The organism is Arthrobacter sp. ASL1, assembly GCF_056680475.1.
This window is the reverse complement of sequence record NZ_CM155284.1, coordinates 3,609,045-3,630,265: the sequence shown is the minus strand read 5'-3', so window position 1 is coordinate 3,630,265 and position 21,221 is coordinate 3,609,045. Positions and strand designations below refer to the sequence as shown.

The 21,221-nt window shown below is 67.7% G+C and carries 20 protein-coding genes and 1 tRNA gene; 7 read left to right on the top strand and 14 right to left on the bottom strand.

Annotated features, from left to right (window positions below):
* The first annotated feature begins 13 nt into the window (after positions 1-13).
* Complete coding sequence (locus tag AC1MEQ_RS17160) at positions 14-838, top strand: ParA family protein (protein ID WP_479796171.1); 825 nt, start codon at positions 14-16, stop codon at positions 836-838.
* A gap of 79 nt (positions 839-917) precedes the next feature.
* On the opposite strand, the gene AC1MEQ_RS17155 is transcribed toward AC1MEQ_RS17160, so the two are convergent.
* From AC1MEQ_RS17155 to AC1MEQ_RS17095, 13 genes are all read right to left on the bottom strand, one after another.
* Positions 918-1,517 (bottom strand): MerR family transcriptional regulator, encoded by a 600-nt coding sequence (locus AC1MEQ_RS17155; protein WP_479792442.1) that lies wholly within the window; start codon positions 1,515-1,517, stop codon positions 918-920.
* A gap of 187 nt (positions 1,518-1,704) precedes the next feature.
* The gene (locus AC1MEQ_RS17150) at positions 1,705-2,187 is read right to left on the bottom strand and encodes a bifunctional nuclease family protein (RefSeq protein WP_479792441.1); all 483 of its coding nucleotides are present in this window, start codon (positions 2,185-2,187) and stop codon (positions 1,705-1,707) included.
* Between the two features lie 17 nt (positions 2,188-2,204).
* Positions 2,205-2,918 carry a transcriptional regulator FtsR gene (gene ftsR, locus AC1MEQ_RS17145; RefSeq protein ID WP_479796170.1) on the bottom strand — a complete coding sequence of 238 codons (714 nt, stop codon included), beginning with the start codon at positions 2,916-2,918 and terminating at the stop codon, positions 2,205-2,207.
* 47 nt (positions 2,919-2,965) lie between these two features.
* Entirely contained in the window at positions 2,966-3,442 is a 477-nt protein-coding gene (locus AC1MEQ_RS17140; protein ID WP_479792439.1) for an FHA domain-containing protein, read from the bottom strand.
* A 222-nt stretch (positions 3,443-3,664) separates the two neighbouring features.
* Positions 3,665-3,738 (bottom strand) — tRNA-Pro (locus tag AC1MEQ_RS17135).
* 83 nt (positions 3,739-3,821) lie between these two features.
* Positions 3,822-5,360, bottom strand: coding sequence for a ribosome biogenesis GTPase Der (der, locus tag AC1MEQ_RS17130; protein ID WP_479792437.1), 1,539 nt, complete (start codon positions 5,358-5,360; stop codon positions 3,822-3,824).
* Positions 5,361-5,440: 80 nt separating this feature from the next.
* Complete coding sequence (cmk, locus tag AC1MEQ_RS17125) at positions 5,441-6,109, bottom strand: (d)CMP kinase (protein ID WP_479792435.1); 669 nt, start codon at positions 6,107-6,109, stop codon at positions 5,441-5,443.
* Complete coding sequence (locus tag AC1MEQ_RS17120) at positions 6,110-7,213, bottom strand: prephenate dehydrogenase (protein ID WP_479792434.1); 1,104 nt, start codon at positions 7,211-7,213, stop codon at positions 6,110-6,112.
* Positions 7,214-7,216: 3 nt separating this feature from the next.
* Positions 7,217-8,269, bottom strand: a complete 1,053-nt coding sequence (locus AC1MEQ_RS17115; RefSeq protein ID WP_479792432.1) for a pseudouridine synthase — start codon at positions 8,267-8,269, stop codon at positions 7,217-7,219.
* 33 nt (positions 8,270-8,302) lie between these two features.
* Positions 8,303-8,890 carry an SMC-Scp complex subunit ScpB gene (gene scpB / locus AC1MEQ_RS17110; protein ID WP_479792430.1) on the bottom strand — a complete coding sequence of 196 codons (588 nt, stop codon included), beginning with the start codon at positions 8,888-8,890 and terminating at the stop codon, positions 8,303-8,305.
* Positions 8,887-9,789 (bottom strand): segregation and condensation protein A, encoded by a 903-nt coding sequence (locus tag AC1MEQ_RS17105; RefSeq protein ID WP_479792428.1) that lies wholly within the window; start codon positions 9,787-9,789, stop codon positions 8,887-8,889. The genes scpB and AC1MEQ_RS17105 overlap by 4 nt, the downstream gene beginning before the upstream one ends.
* The gene (locus tag AC1MEQ_RS17100) at positions 9,789-10,685 is read right to left on the bottom strand and encodes a ParA family protein (RefSeq protein ID WP_479792426.1); all 897 of its coding nucleotides are present in this window, start codon (positions 10,683-10,685) and stop codon (positions 9,789-9,791) included. The genes AC1MEQ_RS17105 and AC1MEQ_RS17100 overlap by 1 nt, the downstream gene beginning before the upstream one ends.
* A gap of 225 nt (positions 10,686-10,910) precedes the next feature.
* The gene (locus AC1MEQ_RS17095; protein ID WP_479796169.1) at positions 10,911-12,233 is read right to left on the bottom strand and encodes a cation:dicarboxylate symporter family transporter; all 1,323 of its coding nucleotides are present in this window, start codon (positions 12,231-12,233) and stop codon (positions 10,911-10,913) included.
* A 180-nt stretch (positions 12,234-12,413) separates the two neighbouring features.
* Between AC1MEQ_RS17095 and AC1MEQ_RS17090 the strand changes: the two genes are divergently transcribed.
* Entirely contained in the window at positions 12,414-14,147 is a 1,734-nt protein-coding gene (locus tag AC1MEQ_RS17090) for a sensor histidine kinase (RefSeq protein WP_479792424.1), read from the top strand.
* Positions 14,137-14,838 (top strand): response regulator, encoded by a 702-nt coding sequence (locus AC1MEQ_RS17085; protein WP_479792423.1) that lies wholly within the window; start codon positions 14,137-14,139, stop codon positions 14,836-14,838. The genes AC1MEQ_RS17090 and AC1MEQ_RS17085 overlap by 11 nt, the downstream gene beginning before the upstream one ends.
* 12 nt (positions 14,839-14,850) lie before the next feature.
* On the opposite strand, the gene AC1MEQ_RS17080 is transcribed toward AC1MEQ_RS17085, so the two are convergent.
* Positions 14,851-16,749: an AMP-binding protein gene (locus AC1MEQ_RS17080; RefSeq protein WP_479792421.1), complete on the bottom strand. Its 1,899-nt coding sequence runs from the start codon at positions 16,747-16,749 to the stop codon at positions 14,851-14,853.
* Positions 16,750-16,909: 160 nt separating this feature from the next.
* Here AC1MEQ_RS17080 and AC1MEQ_RS17075 point away from each other — a divergent pair, with 160 nt between their 5' ends.
* The 4 genes from AC1MEQ_RS17075 to AC1MEQ_RS17060 are packed head-to-tail and all read left to right on the top strand — an operon-like array spanning position 16,910 to position 21,170.
* On the top strand, positions 16,910-17,560 hold the full coding sequence (locus AC1MEQ_RS17075; RefSeq protein ID WP_479792419.1) for a GntR family transcriptional regulator: 651 nt from the start codon (positions 16,910-16,912) through the stop codon (positions 17,558-17,560).
* Positions 17,557-19,074 (top strand): MmgE/PrpD family protein, encoded by a 1,518-nt coding sequence (locus AC1MEQ_RS17070; protein ID WP_479792418.1) that lies wholly within the window; start codon positions 17,557-17,559, stop codon positions 19,072-19,074. Before AC1MEQ_RS17075 ends, AC1MEQ_RS17070 begins: the two co-directional genes overlap by 4 nt.
* Entirely contained in the window at positions 19,075-20,031 is a 957-nt protein-coding gene (prpB, locus tag AC1MEQ_RS17065) for a methylisocitrate lyase (protein WP_479792416.1), read from the top strand.
* On the top strand, positions 20,028-21,170 hold the full coding sequence (locus AC1MEQ_RS17060) for a bifunctional 2-methylcitrate synthase/citrate synthase (protein ID WP_479792415.1): 1,143 nt from the start codon (positions 20,028-20,030) through the stop codon (positions 21,168-21,170). Before prpB ends, AC1MEQ_RS17060 begins: the two co-directional genes overlap by 4 nt.
* Positions 21,171-21,221: the final 51 nt, after the last annotated feature.

Genomic DNA, 21,221 nt, shown 5'->3' with positions numbered 1-21,221 from the left:
CGTGGTCCGTTCCGTGCAGGTCGTGAGCATCAGCAGTCTCAAGGGTGGAGTCGGGAAGACCTCTGTCACCCTCGGTTTGGCGTCGGCGGCGTTGGCCGCCGGAATCCCGACCTTGGTGGTGGATCTGGATCCGCACGCCGATGCCAGCACGGGTTTGGGTGTCGAGCCCAACGGGGAGAACGACATCGGGCACCTGCTCAAGAACGCGCGGCGGGCCGATATCGCCGCAGCGGCAGCACCGAGCCCCTGGACGTCGCGCGCCGCCCATTCGGGGAAAGGCCAGCACGGCCCCGTGCTTGACGTCGCGGTCGGCGGTGCCTTCAGCGGCATCTACGACCGGCCGGACCTGAAGCTGCGCAATTTACGCCGGCTCCAGAACATCTTGTCGCGCCAGGACAAATACGAACTCGTTCTCATCGACTGCCCCCCGTCCCTGAACGGGCTCACGCGCATGGCATGGACCGCAAGCCAGCGGGTCCTGCTGGTGGCCGAACCGAGCCTGTTCTCCGTGGCCGGGACCGAACGCACGCTCCGGGCGCTGGAGCTTTTCCGCAAGGAGTTCGTCCCGGGCCTGCAGACCGCCGGTGTCGTGGCCAACCGGTTCCGGGATTCCTCGGCGGAGCAGCGTTTCCGTCTGGACGAGATGCGCACCATGTTCGGAGATTCCCTGCTATCGCCCGTGCTGCCCGACCAGTCAAACTGGCAGCAGATCCAGGGGGCCGCGTATGCGGTGCACCAGTGGCCTGGCGAGGCGGCTCGTCACGCGGCGGCGCGTTTCGACGAATTGTTGCGCGCCCTTTCCACATCCCGCGCTGCACAGTCACGGTCGACTCGCTAGCGGCGGAGAAGGCAAGAACGCGTGTCCCCGCAGGGGGCACGCGTTCTCTATTTCCAGGGGGCCGAAGCCCAGTTGGCGGCTAGCTGGCCGACTTCTTGGCTGCGCGTCGGCGACCCAGTTCGTCGCCGGGGAAGATGGTTTCCTCTTCGACTGCGCGTTCGCTCGGCAATTCCGAAAGGCTCCCCTCGACCTCACGCCAGACGCGTCCGACGGCAATGCCGAAGACGCCCTGGCCACCTTGCACCAGATCGATGACCTCATCCGCCGACGTGCATTCGTAGACGGATGCGCCATCGCTCATCAGCGTGATCTGTGCCAGGTCCTCGACCCCGCGCTCGCGGAGGTGGACCACTGCGGTACGGATCTGTTGTAGCGAAACGCCGGTGTCGAGCAGGCGTTTGACGACCTTGAGCACGAGGATGTCCCGAAAGCTATAAAGGCGCTGGCTGCCCGAACCGGCAGCTCCGCGCACCGCGGGTTCGACCAGACCGGTGCGGGCCCAGTAGTCGAGCTGGCGGTAGGTGATACCGGCCGCCTTGCAGACGACAGTACCGCGATAACCCGCCCCCTCGTCGAGGACGGGCAGGTCCTCGGTGAAGAGCAGCCCCTGCGCATTGGCAACGGCGCCCGCCCGGCCAGCGCCGAACGACGCCCCGCCATGCTCACCTATCGGACTCACGTGGACCCTCCTAGTCAAAAACTCCCCCCATAGGGAGTTTGCCGGCTGCCGGGAACCGTGGCGGCATCAAATGCCGTCCACTGTGCCGAGTGATGGGACAGCGAAGCAATGGGATTCTTATGCTTTGACGGTACGGCCGAACGGGTCCCACGTCAAAGACCTTCAAGCTTAACTTGAGGGCGTGTCGCTATTCGCCAAAATCCTCGGGTTCGACATCGGCCAGGAACTCACGGAACTGGCGCACCTGGTCCTCGGCTCCGTCGACCGTGTTGCCGTCCTCGCTGACCATGACGCCGGCTTCCTCGAGCACCTCCTCGGTGCACGTGATCGGACATCCGGCCCGTAGTGCGAAGGCAATCGCATCCGAGGCCCGGGAGTCGACACTGGCGCCGCCGTCGAACTCCAGTTCCGCGTAGAAGACCGTTTCCTTCACGGCCACCAGCCTCGCCTCCACCAGGGGGTGCCCCAGGGCGGAGACCACGGACTCAAGCAGGTCGTGGGTCATGGGGCGTGGTGTGACCATGCCCTGCTGGCTCATGGCGATGGCGGAGGCCTCGGGTGCCCCGATCCAGATGGGCAGGTGCCGTGGGCCGTCGATCTCCTTGAGCAGGACCAGCGGCTGATTGGACGGCAGTTCGATGCGGACGCCGACGACCATGAGCTCTCGCATGGGTTCCTCCTGCTGTGTTAATGGTCCATCCGGGCGATGGAGCCGTTGACCAGCGCGCTGTGCAAGGCCAGGCACGCATCGCTGATCTCGCGTGCCGTTTCGGCGGCACGGGCACGGGACGAGACATCGCGGCGGCTGGACAGGGGCGCCACGGCCCGTTCGACCAGGCCGAGTTCGCGGTCGGCGGCGGCACGGAAGCCGCGCAGGTGGCGTGGTTCGATGCCATGGGCGGCGAGCTTGGCGCTGGCCGTGGCGATGCGCACCGCGTGCTCGTCGAACCGCTGGTCCTCTTCGGCGATGATGCCATAGGCGAGCAACTCGGACACCAGCTCGTCCGACGCGCCGGTGGCGCCCTGGAGTTCGGCCCGGGTGAGTGGACGGGTGTGGCCGGCGATCTCCTGGGCGAGCTGGTCGGTGACGCTGCGCGGGGCGAGTGTCAGTCCGCCAGCCAGCTGTTCCGGGCGTTCCCCACGGTCGACGGCATCCAGATAGTCCTTGATCACCTTCAGGGGCAAGTACTGGTCGCGTTGGAGCGACAAGATGAACCGCAACCGGTCGATGTCCCCGGAAGTGTACTTCCGGTATCCGGCGGCGGTGCGTTGTGGGGTGATCAGACCTTTTTCCTCGAGGAACCGGATCTTCGAGGCGGTGGTCTGCGGGAAGTCCTCCGTGAGTTCGGTCAGGACCTCTCCGATGTTGAGCACGCTCGCCCGGGGGGCGTCGGCGCCCACGCCGACGCCGCGTCGGGAATGCGCAGATGCAACCACTGGAATTACCGTCAGTCCTGCCGTGAGGCGGTCGTGGGAAGGGTGCCGGCATAGAAGGTCAAGCGGAATTTGCCGATGCGCACTTCCGACCCGGTACGCAGGCGCACCGCATCCACGCGATCGCCGTTGACGTAGGTTCCATTGAGGCTGCCGGAATCAACGATCTGGAAGCCCGCGCCGTCGCGGCGGAACTCGGCGTGCTTGCGGGAGACCGTCACGTCGTCGAGGAAGATGTCGGCCTCGGGGTGGCGTCCCGCGGTGGACACCTCACCATCGAGCAGGAAGCGGGCTCCACGATTGGGACCCGAGTGGGCAATCAGCAGCGCGGATCCCTCGGGCAGCGCATTGACCGACGAGCGCTCCTCGGTGGACAGCGATGCCTCGGGAACGATTTCGTCACGGACCGGAGGCAGGCTGATGTTGGTGGTCTCGCCCGCGGTTTGCTTACGCTCCGCGGCTTCGTCCCCCCAACGGTGATCGCCACTCATATGCTTCCTCCCTGGAATGGTGCATGGACGGTGCCGGCTGCCTGGACTGTGGCCCAAAAAACGCGCCGACTTTGTGTTTTATCCAGCCTAGCCTACCGGTTATCCCTGCATGCAAGCCCGCCAGCCGACTCGCCTGCCAGCTGCACCAGATGACGGCCGCGAGCATGGAGAAGGGGCCCTGCCCGAACGGTGTTCCGTTCGTGCAAGACCCCTTGTCGCCGGTCGGGCTAGCGGGATTCGAACCCACGGCCTCCTGACCCCCAGTCAGGCGCGCTACCAAGCTGCGCCATAGCCCGGCGGTTCCGCAGCCGTTATCCCGCCCGTGAAGGGAGGTGCCGTCTGCGAAAAGCTCCTCAACTACCCTACCCCATTCTTGGGGCTACCTTGACCGCCCGCGCTTCTCGCGGACGCGCATGCTGACCTCGATGGGCGTACCCGTGAAGTTGAAGGTCTCCCGCAGGCGTCGCGTGATGAATCGGCGGTATCCCGGGTCCAGGAACCCCGTGGTGAAGAGCACGAAACGTGGTGGCCGCGAGGACGCCTGCGTCGCGAAGAGAATACGCGGCTGCTTGCCTCCACGCACCGGGTGGGGGTGGGCGGCAACCAGCTCGCCCAGGAAGGCGTTGAGCTTGCCGGTGGGGATGCGCCGGTCCCAGGATTCCAGGGCGAGGTCCAGTGCGGGTACGAGTTTCTCCTTGTGCCAGCCGGTGGCCGCGGAGAGGTTCACCCGCGGTGCCCACGCCACGTGGGCCAGGTCCTGGTCGATCTCGCGTTCCAGGTAGCGTCGGCGTTCGTCGTCGAGCAGGTCCCACTTGTTGAAAGCCAGCACGAGTGCACGTCCGGAGTCGATGCTGGTCTGCAGGATGCGCACGTCCTGTTCGCTGAGCACCTCGTCGACGGCCAGGAGCACGACGGCGACCTCGGCCTTTTCGAGCGCCGATTGCGTCCGCAGGGAAGCGTAGTAGTCCGATCCCTGTGCCATGTGCTGGCGGCGCCGGATTCCCGCGGTGTCAACGAAACGCCAGGTCCGCCCCCCGAGCTCGACGAGCTCGTCGACGGGGTCGCGCGTCGTACCCGCGGTGTTGTCGACGACGACGCGTTCCGCGCCGGCCAGTTTGTTCAACAGCGAGGACTTGCCCACATTCGGACGCCCGATGAGGGCGACGCGGCGCGGTCCACCACGGGGGATCAACCCACCGAAGGCCGAATAGGCCGGAAGCTTCTCCAGCAGCTCATCCAGCAGGTCTGCGGTGCCACGGCCGTGGAGGGCCGAGACCGGATAGGGCTGGCCGAACCCCAGGCTCCACAAAGAGGCGGCATCGGCTTCCTGAGCCTCGCCGTCGACCTTGTTGGCCACGAGGAAGACCGGCTTCTTCTGCCGGCGGAGCATCTTGACCACGAGCTCGTCGGTGGCGGTGGCCCCGACGGCGGAATCGACGACGAAGATGACAGCATCCGCCAGATCCGCGGCAACTTCGGCCTGTTCTGCCACGCGGGCATGGATGCCCTTGGCGTCGTGCTCCCAGCCGCCGGTGTCCACGAGCGTGAAGTCGCGTCCACTCCATTCGGCACTGTAGGTCACGCGGTCACGCGTCACCCCGGGGACATCCTCGACGACTGCCTCGCGGCGTCCGATGATGCGGTTGACCAGTGTCGATTTGCCGACGTTGGGCCGGCCGATGATGGCGACGACCGGGGGGACCTTGTCGTCCTCGTCCTCGAAATCGTCATCGTCGACATGTGAGAGGAGACGGGTGTCCTCGTCATCGAGTTCGTAGTCGGCAAGGCCATCGCGCAGGGCAGCAGCACGTTGTTCTGCCTCCTCGTCGGTGATCTGGCTGAGTCTTTCGGCGACGTGGTCCTCTCCCGAGGGGACGTATTCGTCTCCGTCGCCGGGGACGGCGGCGTGATCGGTCATGTTCAGGGATTCCTTTGTTCGCCGCTCCCGCCGTACGCGGGAGCACTTACCATTTTTGCATGCCGTCGAACGGCGGGCTCTCAGCCCGGTGTGGCGGCGGCTTCCACCACGGTGAGAACTGCCTGCACCGTCTGCTCGAAATCCAGGTCCGAGGAGTCGACGGTGACGACGCCGTCGGCGGCGGTCGTGAAGCTGGTGACCGTGGAGTCCTTGGCGTCCCGGGCGACGACCTGGCGCTGCAGGTCCTCGCCGGACTGGGTGCCGCCCAGTTGCAGGCCGCGACGGGCCATGCGGATCTCCTCACGGGCCGTGAGCAGGATCCGCGCCGGGGCCCGGGGGGCGACGACGGTGGTGATGTCGCGGCCCTCCGCGACGATGCTCGCGTGCCCGGCGATGATCTCCTGTTGGCGGCGGATGAGCTCGGCCCGCACGTCGAGGATGACCGCCACCGCGGAGACGGCCTCGGATACGTAGGGTTTGCGGATCTCCGCGGTGACATCTGCGCCGTTGACCATGACCTGCTCGCGGTCGGGGTCGGTGCCGATCTCCACGCGGGCATCCTTCACCGCAGCCGTCACGGCGGCCGTGTCGGCCAGATCAAGCTGTGCTTCAACGCAGGCGAACGTCAAGGCGCGGTACATGGCACCGGTGTCGAGGTACGCCGCGCCGAGCCGGCGGGCGACTTCCTTCGATACCGAGGACTTCCCGCTGCCGGAGGGGCCATCGATGGCCACCACAAGATTCTCCACTTACTGCACTACCTTCCATGAACGTGCGGTCAGGGCTTCCATCAATTCCTGGCTGCGCCCCGGCAATACTGACAATTCGACCATCCCGACCTTGTGGCCGGAGGAGTGTTCCATCCGCAGGTCCTCGAGGTTCACCCCGGCGGCTGCCACGTCGGCCAGCAGCTGGGCGATCTGTCCGGGCCTGTCGTCGACGATGACGGTGACCACGGCGAAGGCCTGCGGCGGTGCACCATGTTTTCCCGGGATGCGGGCCTGCCCGGCATTTCCCTCCCCCATCAGCTCGGCGAGGTCCAGCAGCGCCCCGGGTCCGGTCGGGTTCTCCAGGGTGGAGATGAGCCGATTGAGGTCCTCGCGCAGTCCGTGCAGGATGCCCACCAGTTCGGGGGCGTTGTGGCTGAGGATCTGGATCCAGAGCCGCGGGTCGGAGGCGGCAATGCGCGTGGTGTCCCGTAGTCCGTTTCCGGCCAGGCCGAGGGCGCGGGCGGGGGCGTTGAGCAGCCGGGAGGCCAGCAGCGACGAGGCAATCTGGGGGAAGTGGGAGACCAGGGCGACAGCGGCGTCGTGTTCTCCGGCGTCCAGCCGGTGCACTGTGGCCCCGAGGTCGATGGCCAGCGACCCGGCGATGCGCACGCTGTCCTCGGCGGATCCGGGGTGCGCGCAGATGACCCAGGGCATGGCGGTGAACAGTTCTCCACGGGCCGCCGCGGGCCCGGACTTCTCGCGCCCGGCCATCGGGTGCGTGCCCACATAGCGGGACAGCTCGGCCGCGCCCAGCTCGGGGTCGGCTTCCAGGCTGCGCAGGATCGAGGTCTTGACGCTGGCGATGTCCACGACCGTCGCCGTGGGGTGGTCGCGCAGTGCGCGCGATACGACGGTTGCGGTGACGTCCGGAGGCGAGGCGACGACCACCAGCGCCGGTTCCGGGGTTGTTCCCTGCGTGTAGATGGTGCCGGCGCCGATGTCCTGGGCAATCTGCTGCGCCGTGGGCGAGGTGTCGGAGAGCAGCACGGACAGGCCAAGCCGGCTCAGACCCAAACCGACACTGGCGCCGAGCAACCCGGTGCCGATGACCAGGACCGGCCCGGAGAGATGGGTTGCGGGCACCGGCTACATGCCCACATTGGACAGCAGATGGCCGATCTCGTGGTGTCCGAGCTGGCGGATGGTGCCCTGTTTCTGGTCCCCGAGCTTGATGGGGCCCATCTGCACGCGGACCAGACGCTTGACCGGGTGGCCCACGGCGTCGAAGAGCCGGCGGACGACGCGGTTGCGTCCGGAGTGCAGGACTACCTCGACCAGGACCTTGCCGGGGGTCGAGTCCACGAGCTTGAACGAGTCGACCTTGGCCACGCCGTCCTCGAGGGCGATCCCCGCCTTCATCTGGGCACCGATGCCGTGGGCCATCGGCCCGGGCACCTGGACGAGATAGGTCTTGGGGATCTCGTAGGAGGGGTGGGTCAAGCGGTTGGCCAGTTCACCGTCGTTGGTGAGCAGCAGCAGGCCCTCGGTATTCACATCGAGTCGTCCGACGTGGAAGAGGCGTTCGCTCTTCTTACGCAGGTAGTCCGAAATGCAGGGACGGCCCTCGGGGTCCTCCATCGTGGAGACGACGCCGCGGGGCTTGTTGAAGACGTAGTACCGCATCGTCTCGTTCAACTGGATGCGCATGCCGTCCACGTGGATGCTCGAGGTGGCAGGGTCCACGCGGATGCCGAGTTCGGTGACGATCTCGCCATTGACCTCGACGCGGCCGGCGGTGATCATCTCCTCGCTGACACGGCGTGAGGCCACACCCGCGTTGGCGAGTACCTTCTGCAGGCGCACGCCGTCCTGGTCCTGGTCGGCATCGGGACGTGGCGCAGGACGTTGGGAGGATGCCGGTCGGTTCTTCTTCACCGGCCCCAGGTTGCGGCCGAAGCGTTCCCCGCCGAAGGCCTGCGGGCCGCGCGGCTTCCCGTCCTGCTGGCCGTTCTTGGCCGGCCCTTGCTTCTTGGCGCCGAAGCTGCCCCCGGATTTGCCCCCTTGCTGGCGGCCGCCGGTGCCGGGCTTGCCACCGGTTGCCCCACGGCCCGAGCCGGCCGCGCCGCGCCCGGCACCCTGGCCGGGCGTTGACCGGCGTTGGTTGCCGCGGCCTGCGCCTGAATTGGATCCCTGGGTCATGTCGATTCCTTCGTTGCTGCTGGGTGTGGTGGCCTAGAAAGGGACGTCTTCGTATTGGTCGAGGTCGTCCAGCCCAGGTAGATGGGGAGAGAGCTGCGGAAGATCCTCCACGCTGTCTATCCCCAATCTTTCCAGAAAATATGGGGTGGTCCGATACAGCATGGCACCGGACTGCGGATCCGTCCCCTCTTCGGCGACCAGTCCGCGCATCGTCAAGGTGCGTACCACGGAGTCTACGTTGACCCCGCGGATCGCCGCGATCCGGGCGCGGGAGACGGGTTGGCGGTAGGCGATGACGGCCAGGGTCTCCAGTGCCGCCTGGGACAGCCTGGCCGTGGCGCCGTCGAGGACGAAGCGGGAGACAACGGGAGCAAAGTCACGTTTGGAGTAGACCCTCCAGCCGCCGGCCAGCTCCCGCAACTCGAATCCGTGGTTCGCCGAGTAGTCCTGCTGCAGGTCCTCCAGCAGCTCGCGGACCACCGCGGGATCGAGTTCGAGGACCTCGGCGAGGCGGTGGACGGTGACCGGTTCGTCGGCGACCATCAGCACGGCCTCGATGGCCGCCCGGGTCCCGCCCGGCAACTCGTCCAGCCCGGTGGGGGCATCGTCGTTGTGGCTCATGCCGTCTCCTCCTGGCGTTCGTTCCCGATGGCTGCCGGCACGGGCGTTCCGGCATATTCCTCTGCGACGTGCTCGGGGTGCCATGGCCCGGCGTCGCCGTTCCATGCCACCAGCAGTTCGCCGAGCGGCCCGTCCTGTTCGAATCCAACGTATTTGTCCCGGAACATCTCCAGCAAGGCCAGAAACCGTGCGATCACGACCATTGTCTCCCTCGCGTCGGCGACGAGTTCGGCGAAGCTGACCGACCCCGTGGTGCCGAGGCGCCCGGCGATGACGTCGGCCTGCTCCCGCACGCTGACCGTGGGGGCGTGCAAGTGCGCGATCCCGACCTCCGTGGGTTCCGCGGGTCGCGGCTCCATGGCCTTGCGGGCCAGGGCAGCCAGCTGCTCGGGGGTCGTGGTGAACACCAGTTCGGGCAGCAGTGCGGAAAATCCGGGTTCGAGGGCAACGCGTCGCGGGTGACTGTCGTCCTCCTCGGCGAGCCGCTCGGAGAGCTGGCCGGCCATCACCTTGAAGGCCCGGTACTGGAGCAGGCGGGCGAAGAGCAGGTCCCGAGCCTCCAACAGGGCGATGTCCTCGTCGGATTCCACTTCGCCGGTGGGCAGCAGCCGCGCCGCCTTCAGGTCCAGCAGGGTGGAGGCCACGACCAGGAACGACGTGGTCTCCTCCAGTGCGCGGTCCCCGGTCCGCTCGCGCAACCCGCGCAGGTAGGCGATGAACTCGTCGGTCACCCGGGCCAAGGCGATCTCGGTGATGTCCAGCTGGTGCTTGCCGATGAGGTTCAGCAGCACATCGAAGGGTCCGGAGAAGTTCTCCAGGGCCACGGCGAATCCGGCGGATGCCTCCGCATCCGGTGCGGCGGACGGCGACGCGGTGTCCGCACGGCCCGCCGCGCTCATTACGGGGCGCCGCCGCGGCTGATGAGCTCCCGGGCCAGCATCCTGTAGGACTCGGCCCCGGGGTGGTTGCTGGCGTAGCTGGTGATCGGCTCGGCGGCCACGTTCGCGTCGGCGAACTTGATGGTGCGCTTGATGACGGTTTGGAAGACCTGGTCCCCGAACGCCTCGATGAGCCGGCCGATGACCTCGCGGGAGTGAAGGGTGCGGGCGTCGTACATGGTCGCCAGGACACCGTCGACCTGCAGGGAGGGATTGAGCCGGTCCTGGACCTTGTCGATGGTCTCCACCAGCAGGGCCACGGCGCGCAGGGCAAAGAACTCGGCGGTCAGCGGGATGATCACTCCGTGGGCCGCGGTCAACGCGTTGACGGTCAGCAGGCCCAGGGACGGCTGGCAGTCGATGAGGATGACGTCGTAGTCGTCGGAGACCTTGCGCAGGGCACGTTCAAGTACCTGCTCCCGGGCGACCTCGTTGACCAGCTGGACCTCGGCGGCGGACAGGTCGATGTTCGCCGGCAGCAGGTCGATGTTCTCGATGTCTGTCTGCAGGATCGCATCGTGGATGCTCGTCTTGCGTTCCATCAGCACGTTGTAGACGGTGATGTCCAACTCATGCGGATTGGTACCGAAACCGGCGCTCAGGGCACCCTGCGGATCGAAGTCGACCAGCAGGACCTTGCGTCCGTATTCGGCGAGCGCGGCGGCCAGGTTGATGGTCGAGGTGGTCTTGCCCACCCCGCCCTTCTGGTTCACCATGGCGATGACGCGCGCCGGACCGTGGCCCTCCAGGGGCTGCGGTTCCGGGAAGTCCGTCAGGGGTCGACCGGTCGGCCCGAGGGCCGGTGGCTCTTTCAGCAATCCGGCCGTACGAGTCCTCGAACCCTTTTCCTCGCTCACGGTATGAACCACGCTTCCGTTCGTTGCTTGTATCTCACTGCCTAGCCCCTAGGCTATCGCCGCAGGTGCCCGTCATGTCGGAGGTCCGGCGGCTGGCGGCGAGCCTTTACCTTGAAGCTGAACTCGAGGGTTGGCTCCTCGCCGTCCCGGGGATATCCCCCGGTAACGACGTCGGCCGCCCTCCCCACAACGGGAAGGGCGGCCGACGTCCTGGGTGGGACCGGGCTATCGGACAGATACCGGTTCGGAGGGCACCTCAGATGCCACCGGGGCAGCATGGGCATCCGGTTCCAGCGAGAGTTCATCGAACGGGCGCTGGCCGGAGAGCACGGCGCGGGTCTGTTCCATGTCGATCTCCCGGGTCCACTTGCCGATCAGCAAGGTGGCGACGGCGTTGCCGGTGAAGTTGGTCAGGGCACGGCACTCGGACATGAACTTGTCGATGCCCACGATCACGCCCATGCCATCGAGCAGTTCCGGACGGTGTGACTGCAGGCCGGCGGCCAGTGTCGCCAAGCCGGCGCCGGTCACGCCGGCGGCGCCCTTGGAAGCGATGATCATGAAGACGAGCAGGGAGATCTGCTCCCCGATGTTCATCGGCATGCCCATGGCGGTGGAGACGAACAGCGAGGCCATCGTCAGGTAGATGGCGGTGCCATCGAGGTTGAAGGAGTACCCGGTCGGCACTGTGATGCCGACGACCGGCTTGGAGACCCCGGCGTGCTCCATCTTGGCGATCAGGCGCGGCAACGCCGACTCGGAGGACGACGTCGAGAAGATCAGCAGGTATTCGCGGGCCAGGTACTTCAGCAGCGAGAAGATGTTCAGACCGGTGACGGCCTTCAGGAGGCCACCGAGGATGATGACGATGAACAGCGCACAGGTCAGGTAGAAGGAACCCATGAGGATGGCCATGGACCCGATGGCCGCCCAGCCGGTCGCACCGACGACGGCGGCGATGGCACCGAAGGCGCCGATGGGCGCGGCCCACATGATCATCATCATCAGCTTGAAGACGACGCCTTGGATGTTCTGGATCCCGTGGAGGACCGGCTCGCCGGCCTTGCCCATGGACTGCAGGGCGAACCCGACCAGCAGCGCCAGCACCAGGGTCGGCAGTACCGGGATGTCGCCGGGGATCAGGCTCATCAGGAATTCAACGAGGCCTCCGTCTTCGCCGCCGGCAGCCGCCTTGTAGGGCTGCAGGTGCAGGCCGGCCCCGGGGTGGATGATGTTGCCCACGAGCAGGCCGATCGCCAGCGCGAAGGTCGACATGGTGATGAAGTAGGCCAGGGCCAGTCCACCGACCTTGCCGACGGTCGCGGCACGCGCCACGGACCCGACACCGAGGACGATGGTGCAGAAGATCACGGGGGCGATGATCATCTTGATCAGGGCGACGAACGCCGTGCCCAGCGGCTTCAGCGACTTGCCGACCTCGGGGAAGACCAGGCCGATCGCCGCACCGAGCACGACGGCGATGATGACCATGATGTACAGCCAGTGGGTCCTGTCCTTCTTGCGCTGCGGCGGGGTTGCCGCCGTCATTCCGCCCTGGGCGGGTTCGTGTTCTCCGGGCCTCGTTGCCATGCCGACTCCTTGTGGTGTTCAGGTTCTGCTTCCACTCCATGGTGGGTCCCGACGTGACCACGCTCACGCTTGCGTTCATATTGTTCACACCGGGCCCGGGCGTGGGAAACTGGAAGTTGGATTCCGAGGAGGACCTGCATGGCAGTGACGGCACATCCCACGGCCGCACCGCGCGGCACCTATTCGCTGGCCACCCGGCTGTTCCTGGTCCAGCTCCTTCTCGTTGCCCTGGTCACCGCTGCCTTGAGCGCGACCAGCTACGCCACCTCGCAAGCCCGGGCGCACGAAGCCACCGCGGCCCGCGTGCTCAGCATCGCCGAGACCCTGGCCAACGACCCGTTTGTTGCCGCGGCCGTCTCCTCCCCCGACCCCTCCAGCCGGCTGCAGCCCTACTCGCTGGAAGTCAATGCCTTGGCCCAGGTGGACTTCGTGACGATCATGGCACCGGACCGGACCCGCTTCACCCACCCCAACCCCGAACAACTGGGCCGGCACTACATCGGCAGCATCGACCAGGCGCTGGCCGGGCACAGCCAGGTCGAGGAATACATCGGCACCCTGGGGCCCTCCGTCCGGGCCATCGTCCCGGTGCTCGACGACGAGGGCCGGGTCATCGCGATGGTCGCCGTCGGCGTCACCCTCCAGACGCTGTCCCTGACCCAGGCCGCCGCCCTGCCGGCGATCCTCTGGGTGGCGCTGGCCGCCGTCGTCCTGGGGGGCATCGGGGCCTGGCTGCTCAGCCGCTACCTGCGCCGAGTCACACTCGGCTACGGGCCGGAGGAACTGCGCAGCCTCTTCGCCTACTATGATTCGGCGCTGCACTCACTGCGCGAGGGCCTGGTGCTCATCGACGAAAAGGGCCGCCTCGTGCTCTACAACGACCAAGCCGCAGACCTGTTGGGGCTGCCGCCGGCCGGTGCCCTGAAACCGGCACCGGTCGACTCCCTGGGCCTGCCCGAGTCGGTCGCCGACCTCTTCTCCTCCGGACGCCGTGCCGTCGACGAGATCCACCTGACGCGGGACCGCATCCTGGTGATCAGCCAGCAGCGGGCCGCCCAGCCCGACACCGGGCCCACGGCCCGCTTCCCCTTCCGGTGGGCCCCGGCGCTGCGGCGCGGCACCGCTCCCACCCGGGCCGCCTCGCGTCCCCTGGGCACGGTGGCGACACTGCGCGACCACACCGAGTTGCAGGCGCTGGCCGGCGAGCTGGAGTCGATGAAGACGCTCTCGGAGGCCTTGCGCGCCCAGACGCACGAACACGCCAATCGACTGCACACCGTGGCGACGATGATCGAGCTCGGCCGCGAGCGCGAGGCGCTCGACTTCGCGGTCCGGGACCGCCAGGAATCCCAACGGCTCACCGACGAGTTCGTGCAGTCCATCGACGAGCCGTTCCTGACCGCACTGATGATCGGCAAGGCCGCCCAGGCACACGAGCGCGGGATCCACCTGACCATGACGGCCAGCGGGGACCTGCCGCCCGGGTCGCTGGACGCGCGGGACCTGGTCACGGTGACCGGGAACCTGTTGGACAACGCGTTCGACGCCGCCGCCAGCTCGGAGCTGCGCAGCGTGTGGGCCGACTTCTCGGCAGCGGACGGCACCCTCATCATCTCCGTGGCCGACTCGGGCCCGGGCGTGGACACCGACCACCTGGACCAGCTTTTCCGGCTCGGCGGCACGTCCAAGGCCTCCGGCGGCGTAGCGGGCGGCCGGGGGCTTGGCCTGGCACTGGTGCGGCAGGCCGTGGCCCGGCTGGACGGTACGCTCGACGTTGAATCCGACGGCGGCGCGATTTTCACGGTCACGCTGCCCCTGCTGCCGCAGGTTCCCGGCACAAGAGCCCCGAAAGGCGGCGGGCATGGCCGCTGAGCGCGACCTGCGTGTGCTGATCGTCGACGACGAGCCCCTCACCGCCCAGGCGCACGCCGACTACGTGCGCCGCGTGCCCGGCTACGCGGTCGACGCCGTGGTGCTCACCGGCAGCGAGGCGCTGGCCCGGCTGGACGAGGCGGCCGCCGGCGATACCCCGGTGGACCTGGTCCTGCTGGACATGAACCTGGCGGACCTGCACGGGCTCGACGTCGCCCGGCGGATCCGCGGCCGCGGCCACCCGGTGGACATCATCGCCATCACCGCTGTCAGGGACCTGTACGTGGTCAAGACGGCCCTGTCGGCCGGGGTGACGCAGTACCTGATCAAGCCGTTCACGTTCGCCGTCTTCCGTGAGAAGCTGGAGAACCACCGCCGGTTCCGGCTCAACCTCGCCGACGACGGCGGGGCGGCCACCCAGGCGTCGATCGACAACGCACTTGCCGCCCTGCGCACCGTGGGTCCGACCCGGTTGCCCAAGGGTCTGCTGGATGAGACCCTGGCGGCCATCTCCCGCGAACTGCAGGAAGCCGGTCGTGCCCTCTCCGCCACGGAGGTGGCCGAAGCGCTGGAGCTGTCCCGGGTGACGGCCCGCCGCTACCTGGAGTACCTGGCCGGGCTCGACCAGGCGGTCAAGTCGCCCCGGCACGGGACACCGGGCCGCCCGGAATACGAATACCGCTGGAAGTAGCGGGCCCGCCGCTCAGGAGACGCGCAGGAAGGGCAGCAGGGCCTCGATCACGGCCGGGTCCTCGATCGTCGAGGGAACGGAGTAGGCCTTGCCGTCGGCGATCTGGCGCATCGTCTTGCGCAGGATCTTGCCCGAACGGGTCTTGGGCAGCGCGTCCACGACCCGAACCTGGCGGAAGTCGGCCACCGGGCCGATTTTCTCCCGCACCAGGGCCACGAGCTCGGCGGCCAGCTGCTCCTCGCCCGTCTCGACCCCCGACTTCAAGACGACGAAACCGCACGCCCGCTGGCCCTTGAGCTCGTCGGCGACGCCGATGACCGCGCACTCCGCCACGGCGGCATGCGAGCCCAGGACCTGTTCGATCGCCCCGGTGGAGAGCCGGTGGCCGGCCACGTTGATCACGTCGTCGGTGCGGCCCATCACAAACAGGTAGCCGTCCTCGTCCAGATAGCCGGAGTCGCCGGTGGCATAGAACCCGGGGAACTGTTCGAGGTAGGCCGAACGGTAGCGCTCGTCGTTGCCCCACAGGGTGCGCAGGGCTCCCGGTGGCAGCGGCAGCTCCAGGGCGATGTTGCCCTCTTCCCCCGCGCCGACGGCTTCGCCGAGGGCGCCGAGGATCCTTACGTGGTAGCCGGGCACCGGCACCGTCGGGGACCCTGCCTTGATCGGCAACTCCTCCAGGCCCAACGGGTTCGAGGCGATCGGCCACCCCGTCTCCGTCTGCCACCAGTTGTCGACCACCGGCACTCCGAGCACGCGGCCGGCCCACGCGAAGGTGTCGGGGTCCAGCCGTTCACCGGCCACGAACAGGGCCCGCAGACCCGAGGTGTCGTGGTCGGCGAGCAGTCCGGCCTCGGGGTCGGCCTTGCGGATCGCGCGCAGCGCCGTGGGGGCGGTGAACATGACGTCGACGCCTTGCTCGGCGACGACGCGCCAGAATGCACCGGCGTCGGGGGTGCCCACCGGCTTGCCCTCGTAGAGCACCGTGGTCGCTCCGGCGATCAGCGGGCCGTAGACGATGTAGGAATGCCCCACGACCCAACCCACGTCCGAGGCGGTGAACATGGTGTCCCCGGCATTGACCCCGTAGATGTTGCGCATCGACCAGGCCATGGCCACCGCGTAGCCTCCGGTATCGCGGACCACGCCCTTGGGCGAACCGGTCGTCCCGGAGGTGTAGAGCACGTACAGCGGGTCCCCGGCCGCCAGGTCGACGGGACCGGCCGGTTCGGCCACGGCGGCAAGTTCGTCCCAGTCATGCCATCCCGCAGGTGTCCCTCCGAACTCGGCGCGGTCGTGTTGGAAGCCATCCCGGTGATGCACGACGACGGTGTCCACCTGGTGTGTGGCGGTCCCCACCGCTTCGGCCACTGCCGGCAGGTACTCCACGCGGCGGGCGGGCTCGATGCCACCGGTGGCCGTGATGATCGCCTTCGGCTGGCAGTCGTTGATGCGTGCGGCCAGCTCCTTGGCGGCGAAGCCACCGAAAACCACCGAGTGCACGGCACCGATCCGGGCGCAGGCCAGCATGGCGATGACTGCCTGCGGGATCATCGGCAGGTACAGGATGACCCGATCCCCAGTATCGACCCCGAGACCGCGCAGGACCCCGGCGAAGCGGGAGACCTCATCCAGCAGCTCGGCATAGCTGTAGCTGCGCGTGGAGCCGAGCACCGCGGAATCGTAGACGAGGGCTGCCTGTTCGCCGCGGCCGGCGGCGACGTGCCGGTCAAGGGCGTTGACCGTGATGTTCAGCCGGCCGTCGGGATACCACCCGTACAGCGGGGCCTGGGAATCATCGAGTCCTCGGGTCGGTGCGGTGCCCCACTCCACCAGGTCGGCGGCCTCAAGCCAGAAGGCCGCCGGGTTCTCGGTGCTGGCAGCATAGGTTTCTCGGTAATCCGGTGTCATGGTGACTCCCACATCGTTGGGCAAGTACAGGGCCACTCTATGGTGTACCCCACAACGCTTCAAGAGTTTTGTATACATGACGCGAAGACTTTTGAGGTAATTACCGAAGAGCGGTTGAAATTTCTGGCACCTTTCCGTGCTGTCTGTATACACTGAGGGCATGAAGGCAAGCGACAAGGCCTATGCGGTCCTCCGGCGGGACATCGTCTCGTGGGCGTTGCCGCCGGGCACCGTCCTGGGCGAGGTGGAGCAGGCCGAACGCCTCGGCGTCTCGCGCACCCCTCTGCGCGAGGCACTGTCCCGGCTCACCGCCGACGGACTAGCCGTCGCCCAGCGCGGCCGCGGCGTCATCGTCTCCGACGTCTCCCTCGACCACGTCGACGACTTGTTCTCCCTGCGCCGCGCCCTGGAGACCGAGGCGGCCCGCAGCGCCGCCCGCTCCGGACGCCCCGAACCGTTCACGCACCTGGCGCAACGCTTCGATACGGCATCAGAGACCCTGGACGCTACCACCGACCGCGATGCCTACTACCAGCTGGCCGGCGAACTGGACCAGGCGATCGATGAAAGCGCCGCCAACCCCTATCTGCGCCAGGCCCTCACCGGCCTGCGTGTGCATCTGGCGCGGCTACGTCGGCTCTCCCACGACGATCCGCAACGCCTACGCGCCTCCGCCCGCGAACATGCCCAACTCGCCCGCGCCATCGCCTCCGGGGACCCCGGCCTGGCCGCCGCTGCCACACTGCTCCACCTGCACAACAGCCTTGACCACATCAGATCCCACGCACTACCGAAAGAGGCCACCGCATGATCAACCACCACGTCCGCGTCTACCGCTCCGACGAAAACCTGCCCCGCGAAGATCAGCTGGCCCACAAGATCGCCACCGTCGCCGCTGATCCAGTGGGGGTGTCCGCCGAGGTCACCGACATGGTGATCAACCGCGTGATCGACAACGCCTCGGTCGCCATTGCCTCGTTGAACCGCGGCCCGATCATCGCCGCACGGTCGCAGGCCCTCACCCACGCCCCGAGCTCCGGCGGCGCCGGGGCCTCGCTGTTCGGCATCACCGAGAAGGTTTCACCCGAATGGGCCGCCTGGGCCAACGGGGTAGCCGTCCGGGAGCTGGACTACCACGACACGTTCCTGGCCGCCGAGTATTCCCACCCGGGCGACAACATCCCGCCGATCCTGGCCGTTGCCCAGCACACCGGGGCTTCCGGCGCCGACCTGGTGCGCGCCATCGCCACCGGCTACGAGATCCAGGTGGACCTCGTGAAGGCCATTTGCCTGCATGCGCACAAGATCGACCACGTCGCCCACCTGGGCCCCTCCGCGGCCGCCGGCATCGGCACCCTCCTCGGGTTGGACGTCGAGACCATCTTCCAGGCCGTCGGCCAGGGCCTGCACACCACCACGGCCACCCGCCAATCCCGCAAGGGTGAAATCTCCACCTGGAAGGCGCACGCCCCCGCCTTCGCCGGCAAGATGGCTGTCGAGGCCGCCGACCGGGCCATGCGCGGCCAGACCTCGCCCGTGCCGATCTACGAGGGCGAGGACGGCGTCATCGCCTGGATGCTCGATGGCCCCGAGGCCTCCTACGAGGTCCCGCTGCCGGAAGCCGGCGAAGCCAAGCGCGCCATCCTGGACACCTACACGAAGGAACACTCCGCCGAATACCAGGCCCAGGCGTGGATCGACCTGGCCCGCAAGCTCCACGGTGAGCACCCCGAGGCGACCGATCCGGCCAACGTGGACAACGTGCGCATCAAGACCAGCCACCACACCCACTTCGTCATCGGCTCCGGCGCCAACGACCCGCAGAAGTACGACCCGACCGCCTCCCGCGAGACGCTGGACCACTCCATCCCGTACATCTTCACCGTGGCCCTCCAGGACGGCGCCTGGCACCATGTCGACTCGTACTCGCCCGAGCGGGCAGGACGCGCAGACACCGTGGCGCTGTGGCACAAGGTCACCACGGAGGAGGACGCCGAGTGGACCCGGCGCTACCACTCGCTGGACATCGCCGAGAAGGCGTTCGGCGGCTCCGTGGAGATCACGCTCAAGGACGGCACCGTCATCACCGACGAGATCGCCGTCGCCGACGCCCACCCGCTCGGCGCCCGCCCGTTCGCCCGGGAGCAGTACGTCAACAAGTTCCGCACCCTGGCCCAGGGACTGGTCACCCCCGAGGAGATCGACCGGTTCCTGGCCGCGGCAGCACGCCTGCCCGAGCTGGCAGCCGGCGATCTGGACCAGCTGAACATCGCCGCGGCGCCGGGCATCGTCGACGCCGCGGCCGCACCGAAGGGACTGTTCTAGATGTTGTACTCAACCGCCACCCCCGAGGCCAAGCGGCGCACCCTGCGCGAACTGCTGGTCCCGGGCACCGCCCGCCAGTTCCCCGGGGCGTTCAACCCGCTCTCGGCACGCCTGATCGGCGAAAAGGGGTTCGACGGCGTCTACATCTCCGGGGCCGTGCTCGCCAACGACCTCGGCCTGCCCGACGTCGGCCTGACCACCTTGACAGAGGTCGCCACCCGGGCCGGACAGATCGCCCGGATGACCGACCTGCCGGCCATCGTCGATGCCGACACGGGGTTCGGCGAGCCGATGAACGTGGCCCGCACCATCCAGGAACTGGAGAACGCCGGACTCGCCGGCTGCCACATCGAGGACCAGTTCAACCCCAAGCGGTGTGGGCACCTCGACGGGAAGAACGTCGTGGACCTGGACACCATGGTCAAGCGCATCGCCGCCGCCGCGGACGCCCGCCGAGACCCGAATTTCCTCATCATGGCGCGCACCGACGTGCGTGCCGTCGACGGGCTCGACGCCGCGATCGACCGGGCGAAGGCGCTCGTGGATGCCGGAGCCGACGCGATCTTCCCCGAGGCCATGCGCGACCTCTCGGAATTCGAGGCCGTCTGCGCCGCCGTGGACGTCCCGGTGCTGGCCAACATGACGGAATTCGGCAAGTCCGAGCTCTTCACCCGCCAGGACCTGGCCGACGCCGGCGTTGCCCTCGTGATCTACCCGGTGACCCTGCTGCGCAGCGCCATGGGCGCCGCCGAACGCGTGCTGGAGGCGATCAGCGTCGACGGCACCCAGGAAAGCCAGGTGCCGCAGATGCTGACCCGGACCCGGTTGTATGATCTGGTGGACTACGAGGCCTACAACCGCTTCGATACCGGGATCTTCAATTTCCAGGTCCCCGGGCTCGACATCGACGGCAACAACGCAAACCTGACATCGGGTTCAAAGGAGCACCAACCATGAGCGAAAACGAGACCGAGATCAAGAAGGGCCTGGCCGGCGTCGTCGTCGACTACACCGCCGTCTCCAAGGTCAACTCCGACACCAATTCCCTGCTCTACCGCGGGTATCCGGTGCAGGACCTGGCCGCGTCCAAGAGCTTCGAGGAGGTCGCCCTGCTGCTGTGGACCGGCGAGCTTCCCAGCGCCGGGGAGCTGCAGGAGTTCGTCGCCTACGAGCGCGCCAACCGGGCGATGGAGGACAACGTGAAGGCCGCGGTGGACCTGCTGCCGTTGGACTGCCACCCCATGGATGTGGCACGCACCGCGGTCTCGGTGCTGGGCGCCAACCATCCGCTGGCCGAGGATTCCTCGCCGGAGGCGGAGCTGGAGAAGGCCAAGTCGCTGCTGGCCCGCTTCCCTGCGATTGTCGCCTACGACCAGCGCCGCCGCCGGAAGCAGGATCCCGTCGACCCGCGCGAGGACCTGGACTACTCGCAGAACTTCCTCTGGATGACCAACGGGGAGGAGGCCGCACCCGAGGTCGTGGACGCCTTCCGTGTCTCGATGGTGCTTTATGCGGAGCATTCCTTCAACGCCTCCACGTTCACCGCCCGGGTCATCACCTCGACGCTTTCGGACATGCACTCGGCCATCGTCGGGGCGATCGGCGCGCTGAAGGGCCCCCTGCACGGCGGGGCCAACGAGGCGGTCATGCACACCTTCGAGGAGATCGGCATCCGCAAGGACGAATCCCGGGAGGATGCCGCCGCCCGCGCCAAGAAGTGGATGGAGGAGGCGCTGGCCGCGAAGAAGAAGGTCATGGGCTTCGGCCACCGTGTCTACAAGAACGGAGACTCCCGCGTGCCAACCATGAAGGGCGCGCTGGATGCGATGATCGAGTACTTCGGCCGCGACGAGATCCTGGGGCTCTACGACGGGCTCGAGGCGGCCATGGCCGAGGCGAAGGGCATCAAGCCCAACCTGGACTACCCGGCGGGCCCGACGTACCACCTGATGGGCTTCGACACCCAGATGTTCACCCCGCTATTCATCGCCTCGAGGATTTCGGGCTGGACGGCGCACATCATGGAACAGCGCGCCAACAACGCCCTGATCCGCCCGCTATCGGCCTACAACGGTCCGGAGCAGCGCGAACTCTGAGCCGGTCCGGACATTCCCGGAACGACGTCCCGATGGCGCCCGCGGCACCCG

Coding starts and splice junctions, on each gene's coding strand:
- AC1MEQ_RS17150 (WP_479792441.1), bottom strand. CDS start 2,187: ATGCGAGAGCTCATGGTCGTCGGCGTCCGCATCGAACTGCCGTCCAAT.
- AC1MEQ_RS17140 (WP_479792439.1), bottom strand. CDS start 3,442: ATGAGTGGCGATCACCGTTGGGGGGACGAAGCCGCGGAGCGTAAGCAA.
- der (WP_479792437.1), bottom strand. CDS start 5,360: ATGACCGATCACGCCGCCGTCCCCGGCGACGGAGACGAATACGTCCCC.
- AC1MEQ_RS17115 (WP_479792432.1), bottom strand. CDS start 8,269: ATGACCCAGGGATCCAATTCAGGCGCAGGCCGCGGCAACCAACGCCGG.
- scpB (WP_479792430.1), bottom strand. CDS start 8,890: ATGAGCCACAACGACGATGCCCCCACCGGGCTGGACGAGTTGCCGGGC.
- AC1MEQ_RS17105 (WP_479792428.1), bottom strand. CDS start 9,789: ATGAGCGCGGCGGGCCGTGCGGACACCGCGTCGCCGTCCGCCGCACCG.
- AC1MEQ_RS17095 (WP_479796169.1), bottom strand. CDS start 12,233: ATGACGGCGGCAACCCCGCCGCAGCGCAAGAAGGACAGGACCCACTGG.
- AC1MEQ_RS17090 (WP_479792424.1), top strand. CDS start 12,414: ATGGCAGTGACGGCACATCCCACGGCCGCACCGCGCGGCACCTATTCG.
- AC1MEQ_RS17085 (WP_479792423.1), top strand. CDS start 14,137: ATGGCCGCTGAGCGCGACCTGCGTGTGCTGATCGTCGACGACGAGCCC.
- AC1MEQ_RS17080 (WP_479792421.1), bottom strand. CDS start 16,749: ATGACACCGGATTACCGAGAAACCTATGCTGCCAGCACCGAGAACCCG.
- AC1MEQ_RS17075 (WP_479792419.1), top strand. CDS start 16,910: ATGAAGGCAAGCGACAAGGCCTATGCGGTCCTCCGGCGGGACATCGTC.
- AC1MEQ_RS17070 (WP_479792418.1), top strand. CDS start 17,557: ATGATCAACCACCACGTCCGCGTCTACCGCTCCGACGAAAACCTGCCC.
- prpB (WP_479792416.1), top strand. CDS start 19,075: ATGTTGTACTCAACCGCCACCCCCGAGGCCAAGCGGCGCACCCTGCGC.
- AC1MEQ_RS17060 (WP_479792415.1), top strand. CDS start 20,028: ATGAGCGAAAACGAGACCGAGATCAAGAAGGGCCTGGCCGGCGTCGTC.